This is a genomic window from Streptomyces sp. H27-H5, assembly GCF_026627505.1.
Lineage (GTDB): Bacteria > Actinomycetota > Actinomycetes > Streptomycetales > Streptomycetaceae > Streptomyces.
The window spans coordinates 1-957 of record NZ_JAPNLK010000327.1 but is presented as its reverse complement, the minus strand read 5'-3'; the positions used below and the strand labels follow the sequence as shown (position 1 = coordinate 957).

2 protein-coding genes and 1 pseudogene are annotated in these 957 nt (G+C 65.9%); all 3 read left to right on the top strand.

Annotated features, from left to right (window positions below; all coding sequences use genetic code 11):
• Positions 1-215, top strand: a 215-nt coding sequence (locus tag OTB19_RS43095) for a transposase family protein (RefSeq protein ID WP_324290598.1), incomplete at its 5' end; no start/stop codon positions are given.
• A 58-nt stretch (positions 216-273) separates the two neighbouring features.
• Entirely contained in the window at positions 274-768 is a 495-nt protein-coding gene (locus OTB19_RS43090) for a hypothetical protein (protein ID WP_267804313.1), read from the top strand.
• Positions 769-775: 7 nt separating this feature from the next.
• Positions 776-934 (top strand): annotated as a pseudogene (locus OTB19_RS43930) (IS6 family transposase); the annotation flags it as partial.
• Positions 935-957: the final 23 nt, after the last annotated feature.

Here is a 957-nt window from a genome sequence, read left to right as displayed (position 1 = left end):
TCACCGCGAGGCGCAAACCCCCAGGTCGGGAACGGCCGGCCGAAGACAAGGTCTACAACCGGAGCATCGGTGAACTCCGGGCCGCCGTCGAGCGGACGATCGCGCATCTGAAGGACTGGAAGATCCTCGCCACCCGCTACCGCGGCCCCCTCCAAGCCTTCCCTCTAATCGCCAGGACCATCACCGCCCTCACCTTCTACAAGAAGGGCTGGTAGCACCCGTGAATAGGGCTCCAGACTCCACGCCGCGGTCAGAGCCCTTCCCTGGAAGGAGGTGACCGCCCGCCGCTACGACCGCGAGGCCGGGCACGGCCGACGCGAGACCCCCTCGATAGGCACCCTCACCGTCACCGATCTCAGCCTGGACTTTCCCCACGTCGTCCAGGCCGTGAAGATCCTGCGGCACCGCACCGATCTGAAGACCGGCAAGGTCACCCGGCAGACCATCCACGCCATCACCGACATGACCGCACGTCAGGCATCACCCCAGCTCATCGGCCGTATCGCCAGAGCCCAATGGGGCATCGAGGCCGTCCACCACATCAGGGACACAACGTTCGCGGAGGACGCCTCCAAGATCCGCACCGGACACGGACCCGAGAACATGGCCACCCTCCGCAACCTCGCGATCAACACCCTCCGCGACGCCGGCCACCACAACATCGCCGCCGGAATCCGCGAGGTCTCCTACACCCTTCACCCGCCCGCTCGACCTACTCGGACTATCCCTGACCTGCGACGCAGCATGACCAACACGACTATGAATTAGCCCTGGCTCCGTCGCAGGAGCCCAAAGGTTCCTGGGAGCGTTCAGCCTCGTCTCCCCGCACTTCCGGCCCCGCCGCCATCTGATGACAGTCCGTGACTACCGAGACGAGATGAAGGACCGCTTCACCGTGTGGAACGAGGTCACCGGCGTGTCCGCCGCCGTCTGAACCACCGCGGGTCCCACGGCCAG